The sequence below is a fragment of the Enterococcus raffinosus genome, from assembly GCF_018917525.1.
GTDB lineage: Bacteria > Bacillota > Bacilli > Lactobacillales > Enterococcaceae > Enterococcus_A > Enterococcus_A raffinosus_A.
Genome location: NZ_JAHLOS010000075.1, coordinates 1 through 5193, shown reverse-complemented (window position 1 = coordinate 5193; position 5193 = coordinate 1). Strand labels below are relative to the sequence as shown.

Sequence of the window (5193 nt, the reverse complement as noted above, 5' to 3'; positions counted from 1 at the left end):
ATGTATCCAGAATATTATAAGAACGTACTTGGATACGAATTTAGAATCAGTGATCGACAATAAAATGATTCATCTAAACAAAAAGTCCTCAGGAGCGGTTTTCTCCTGAGGTTTTCTTATATGTACAGATTTTGCAGATAGTATGAGGGGGAAATAGAACAGTGACTTCATATTGAAATAGTTATTAACGGTAATTGGAGGATGAGCTATCTATAAGTTTCTCTTTATGCTTTGTGTGCTTTTTTTCTAAAAAAAAAATCTAATCGAGAAAGCGCTTACTATTTGCTGTACAAATATAGTTGGTATTCGTTACAATAGAAAAAAAGGGGGTCTTATTATGAAGGAATCATACAAAAAAATACTTGTCGCAGTTGATTCATCTGAGCAGGCACGTCGAGCCTTCCAAGAAGCTATCGAAGTCACCCGCAGAAATGACGCACATTTGTATATTTTGATCGTATCTGACACCAATCATTTAGGAGCCGAACCTTACGCTGTAGATCATATTGTGAAGGAAGCACAAAAAGCTGCAAGTGTTGTTGTAGGGGGATTAGAAGAAGTGATCCCAGAGGATATCTCCTATACAACTGTCGTTGATGATGGAAATCCAAAAGCAAAAATTGTTGCCTTTGCAGAAGAGAAAAAGATTGATTTGATTTTGATGGGTGCTACCGGTACGGGAACTTTCTCTCGATTACTATTGGGTTCTACAACAGCATATGTTGTCAATAATGCACCATGTAACGTAATGGTGGTTCGATAAAAAAAGAAGCCGGCACATTTTTGTGCTGGCTTTTAGCTTGCCCTTTGATAGCTTTGGATATCATTCATTAGTTTGGTTTTGCCTAAGACTGCGTATTTTGCGACAATAAATTGCCCTCGGTTATTTCGTTTTCCTAACACAACAATTTTCATACCAGCTTCGACATCTGCCAAAAAATTTAATGAATGAGCGGAAATTAAACAGTTGGTATTAGCGAGCTGAAAATAGACTAAAGGTTGTTGTGAAAATTGAATAATTTTTAGTTTCGTGACGGTTCCTTTAATTGATTCCATCTTTTTTCCTCCTTGTATGAATGCCTTTGAAAACAAGCTCATCATTTCTACGTTCAAATTGAAAATAGATATCCTTTTTGCGACCGGTCTTTTTAGCAGGGATGACAAAATAATCACGATTTTCGGCATCCATCTTGGCGGTAATTTGGTTTAAAAATAAAGCTAGCGGCAGGGAATCTTTTACTAATGAGTCATACGTTCGGTAAAATATTTCAACAGAATCTGGACTAATCATGGACATGGTCATCACCTCAAGATTATTATACGAACATTTGTTCGATAAGTAAAGTATTAAGTTGAAGTCTTTTAAAATAAAATACGCAAAGAAATGAGAAATTCTGCTTTAAGTATATCTTCTAAAAGTTAAAGCTGGGAGATAAGAGAAGCACGCTTGTCCTTTGCAAGCGTGCTACGTATTTTGAAAAGTATTTAGTGTCTACGTTTGGTTCTTTTTCCCATTTTTTTCAGGACCAACGCCCCTGCTATAATGACTACCGCACTGAAAGCAATCCATAGAGGATATTTTTCTTCCTTATTAGACTCGATGGCTGTAGTAGTTTTTTTCGCGCTAGATGTATCTTCAGCTATGGTATTCTTTGTGCTGCTCTTTTTTTCGGTTGCGGTGCTTTTGTTGGTAAAGGAGGTTGATAATTGATAATGCTGGTCAAAGTCTGTTCGATCAATAGATGGGTCGCTTAATCGGTTGTTCTCATTTAAATTGGTTTGAGTCGAGTATGTTCCAGTAACTGTTAAGGTTGTTGAACCCGTTCCTTCTACGACGGTTTCGCCACCAGCTATGATCGTTGCGGATTTTCCATCCTCGTCAACAATTTCGCCACCTGACTCCAAATTTAAGTTGGTTATCTGTGAATCGGCGGTCATTACCCATTTAGACGTTTTATCAATTGTGACAGTGATCGGGGTTTCACTGGCTGCGGTATTCACTTCGTTTGTAGTGATTTCGGTCTCGCCGTTGTAAGTCGTTTCTTCGGTCAAAATGAGATTGAGACTGCTAATAGAATCCACACTGATCTTACCGGCCAATTCTTGATTGATTCCAGTAAAGTTCACTTTGCCGCCATTACTGCCGGCGGTCCCCCAATTATTCGCATTATTTCCCTGAATCGTTAATAGCACTGCCTTATCACTATCAAAATCTAACGTATTATCCTCCAAGAGAATGTTGGCTTCAGTATTTGTTACATAAAACATCGTTCCTTCAGTGGCACTTTTTAAAGTGGAATTAACGGCTTCAAACTTTGCTGTTTCTCCAGTAGATGCTTCGGCATCACCTGAAGTGGATTGATAGATAATCACACCGTTTGCGACAGGATCACTACCGGTTGTTCCGGTTAACTTGCTGATTAATTTAGAATTGTAGATTTGAATAGAGTTATAGCCTTCCATACCAGCAATCTGGCTGCCGGTAGACGTTCCTTCGACGTTGCTCACTTCAATGTCACCGGTGGAATACAATAGTGGCGAGCCTGATCCTTGTGTTGTAAATTGGCTATCAGTGACTGAAACATTTCCACCGCCGCGATCGGTTGCTAAAGCAGCGCTATGATCCCCTTTGGTGCTGATGGAGGTTTTGTTGGCGATGATGGTGCCGCCATAGGTTGCATCCATTCCTCGGGAATTGTCCGCTTCTGTCGTAATAGTATTATCATTGGCATAAATAGTCCCGCTATCTGTCGCAAAAAGCCCGTTGCTCCCTTTATCGCTAGCAGTTAATTGACTGTTGGAAAGATAAGCGAAGGAATTCTCGTTCACTGCCAACAGGATTGAATTCAATCCATAGAAATTGCTGTTGTCATCGTTAGCACTTGCGCCAGCTTTTTCTAATGTACTTTTCTCAAGCGTCAAGGTTCCGCCATTTTTTACTAAGGCAGTATTTTCGTCATTGCCGTCAGAGCGTTGTTTTTCGGTGTCGGCTTCTACTTCCTGATTATCAGCAACTAGGCTGCCTTTCATCTCTCCCGTATAATCATAGGTCATAGTATCTGCACCACCCATTCCACCGCCATCTGGTGGAGCGGCTGGAACACCGGCTTGTTCATTAGTGAATCCGATAATAGGGAATGTGGTTGTACTTAACACTAAAGTACTTATTAGTGTAATGATTACTGACTGCTTTGTTCTCAAAAAAATACCTCCTACTAGTTGCTTTTTAACTTTATTGTAGAAGGAGAACCTTAAATGAGCCTAAAATGAATGGGCCATTGATTTTTTACGAAAAAAAAGAAGCTTCTCAGCTTCTTTTGGATTATGTGGATGACAGGAATCGAACCTGCACCTCTATCTTAAATGCGGACTACATCATTGAACGAGTAAAACACCAAGTTCATCCACGACTACAAGTATAGCGAATCTTGTGTGGATTTGAAAGAGGCTTCTCAGCAATTAAAAAATTATTATACTTTGCGTTTTTTCTCGTATTCTTCTGAAAATTCCTTCGCAATGAGCCAACCACAGCTTTCAGTAATGGCGGCAGCAGTGGAGCCATTGACAATATTACCTGCAACAGGAAGTTTTCCTGCGAGGAAGCGTGCCGTCATTTGCCCAGCTTTTTGAGCTAAAAATTGAGTGGCAAGGGCTTTTGATGCGCCCTGTTCGAGTTTAATATGAAAAATTTTTCCCAAAGCAATCACCATAGCGGTTTGGATCGGTAATAAAACGGTCGCATCAGGAAAAGGCAATTGTGCCATTCCTGCACCAACTCCTGCTGCAGCAGTAGATGCGCTATGAATGATGAGATGGGCTTTTCTTCTTTGGGTTTTATTCATCTCTAATTCTCCTTACTTCTCTGGTAGTTTGTGTAAAAATTTGATTGAGGCAAGTCTAGCATTTCATCGCAAAAAGAACAATTTTTCAGCTGGGTTTTTAAGTAGTTTTAATGATTAGAGAGTGAAAAAACAAAAAGAAATAATCATTTTCGTTTTTCGAAGAATCAGCAGAATGATAAAATAAGGGTGAAAGGGGCGTCAAAAATGGTTGATGAATATAAAAATATTTTAGTTGCTGTCGACGGTTCAAAACAGTCGAAAAAGGCATTTGACGAAGCCATCAATATCGCAAAGAGAAATAAAGGGAAGCTAACTTTGGCAACCGTAATCGATACAGCTAGTTTCAGCGGAACGACTGGAGGAAATTCGATTCCGTTGATGCAGGAAGTCCATGAAAAAGCTCAAGGGATTATCACAGAGCTGGAGCATCATCGGATGGCAGAAGAACAAGAAGTTCACCTGACCTCTCAGATTATTGCTGGTAATCCTAAACGAGAGATTGTTGAGTTGGCGCAAAAACTAGATACCGATCTAATTGTGATGGGAGCAACAGGTTTGGGCGCACTATCCTTATTGCTCGTCGGTTCTACAACTGCTTATGTAGTCAATCAAGCACCTTGTAATGTGATGGTTGTAAAATAAGCATGAAAAAACGTCTGACTTAGTCAGACGTCAGACTGTAGACAAAGTCCATTTTATGGATGCTGTCTACAGTCTTTTCTTTTATAATAGATTTATGAAATCGAATACAAGGAGTGATAGTTATGATGTCTAAAAACAATACGAACGGTAGAAATCAATTTGCGATGCTCACGATTGATGATCTAGTTCCGCAAGATCATCTTGTTCGAAAGATTGATGCCGCGCTTGATTTTGACTTTATTTATCCAATCGTCGAAGCCACTTACTCCGATTTAGGTCGCCCAAGTATCGATCCAGTCATTCTGATTAAATTAGTGTTTATCCAGTATTTATTCGGCATCCGTTCCATGCGACAAACCATTAAGGAAGTCGACACCAATGTCGCTTACCGCTGGTTTTTAGGCTATTCCTTTGAAGAGAAAGTTCCCCACTTTTCAACTTTTGGAAAAAATTACGTCCGCCGGTTTAGAGAAACGACACTATTTGAGGATATTTTTTCTTATATTTTAGAACAAGCTGTCAAAGCCGGTTTTGTGACAGAGGATAACCTATACCTTGATTCGACTCACATTAAAGCCAATGCCAATAAACATAAGTTCACGAAGGAAATGACCCATGATGAAGCGAAAGCCTATCAAGATGAATTAGAAGATGAGATCAATCGTCAACGAATAGAGGCCGGAAAACGCCCTTTTACTTTGGACCTAGA

Annotated in this window: 7 protein-coding genes and 1 tRNA gene; 3 read left to right on the top strand and 5 right to left on the bottom strand. The window is 39.6% G+C overall.

What is annotated here, in order from left to right; all coding sequences use genetic code 11:
• Positions 1 to 337 precede the first annotated feature (337 nt).
• Complete coding sequence (locus KQI58_RS22195) at positions 338 to 763, top strand: universal stress protein (protein WP_216411109.1); 426 nt, start codon at positions 338 to 340, stop codon at positions 761 to 763.
• Positions 764 to 795: 32 nt separating this feature from the next.
• Here KQI58_RS22195 and KQI58_RS22190 read toward each other — a convergent pair whose 3' ends face one another.
• The 5 genes from KQI58_RS22190 to KQI58_RS22170 form a co-directional block, all read right to left on the bottom strand.
• Positions 796 to 1056 carry a hypothetical protein gene (locus KQI58_RS22190; protein ID WP_216411108.1) on the bottom strand — a complete coding sequence of 87 codons (261 nt, stop codon included), beginning with the start codon at positions 1054 to 1056 and terminating at the stop codon, positions 796 to 798.
• Positions 1043 to 1297 (bottom strand): DUF5960 family protein, encoded by a 255-nt coding sequence (locus tag KQI58_RS22185; RefSeq protein ID WP_216411107.1) that lies wholly within the window; start codon positions 1295 to 1297, stop codon positions 1043 to 1045. Before KQI58_RS22185 ends, KQI58_RS22190 begins: the two co-directional genes overlap by 14 nt.
• Before the next feature lie 188 nt (positions 1298 to 1485).
• Positions 1486 to 3201 carry an adhesin gene (locus KQI58_RS22180; protein WP_216411106.1) on the bottom strand — a complete coding sequence of 572 codons (1716 nt, stop codon included), beginning with the start codon at positions 3199 to 3201 and terminating at the stop codon, positions 1486 to 1488.
• A gap of 124 nt (positions 3202 to 3325) precedes the next feature.
• A tRNA-OTHER gene (locus KQI58_RS22175) sits at positions 3326 to 3408 on the bottom strand.
• A 62-nt stretch (positions 3409 to 3470) separates the two neighbouring features.
• Positions 3471 to 3842: a hypothetical protein gene (locus KQI58_RS22170; protein ID WP_216411105.1), complete on the bottom strand. Its 372-nt coding sequence runs from the start codon at positions 3840 to 3842 to the stop codon at positions 3471 to 3473.
• A 204-nt stretch (positions 3843 to 4046) separates the two neighbouring features.
• Between KQI58_RS22170 and KQI58_RS22165 the strand changes: the two genes are divergently transcribed.
• Together KQI58_RS22165 and KQI58_RS22160 are read left to right on the top strand one after the other, a co-directional pair.
• Positions 4047 to 4484: a universal stress protein gene (locus KQI58_RS22165; RefSeq protein ID WP_216411104.1), complete on the top strand. Its 438-nt coding sequence runs from the start codon at positions 4047 to 4049 to the stop codon at positions 4482 to 4484.
• A gap of 122 nt (positions 4485 to 4606) precedes the next feature.
• A partial coding sequence (locus KQI58_RS22160) for a transposase (protein ID WP_253296093.1) occupies positions 4607 to 5193 on the top strand: 587 nt, incomplete at its 3' end.

Coding starts and splice junctions, on each gene's coding strand:
- KQI58_RS22195 (WP_216411109.1), top strand. CDS start 338: ATGAAGGAATCATACAAAAAAATACTTGTCGCAGTTGATTCATCTGAG.
- KQI58_RS22190 (WP_216411108.1), bottom strand. CDS start 1,056: ATGGAATCAATTAAAGGAACCGTCACGAAACTAAAAATTATTCAATTT.
- KQI58_RS22185 (WP_216411107.1), bottom strand. CDS start 1,297: ATGTCCATGATTAGTCCAGATTCTGTTGAAATATTTTACCGAACGTAT.
- KQI58_RS22170 (WP_216411105.1), bottom strand. CDS start 3,842: ATGAATAAAACCCAAAGAAGAAAAGCCCATCTCATCATTCATAGCGCA.
- KQI58_RS22165 (WP_216411104.1), top strand. CDS start 4,047: ATGGTTGATGAATATAAAAATATTTTAGTTGCTGTCGACGGTTCAAAA.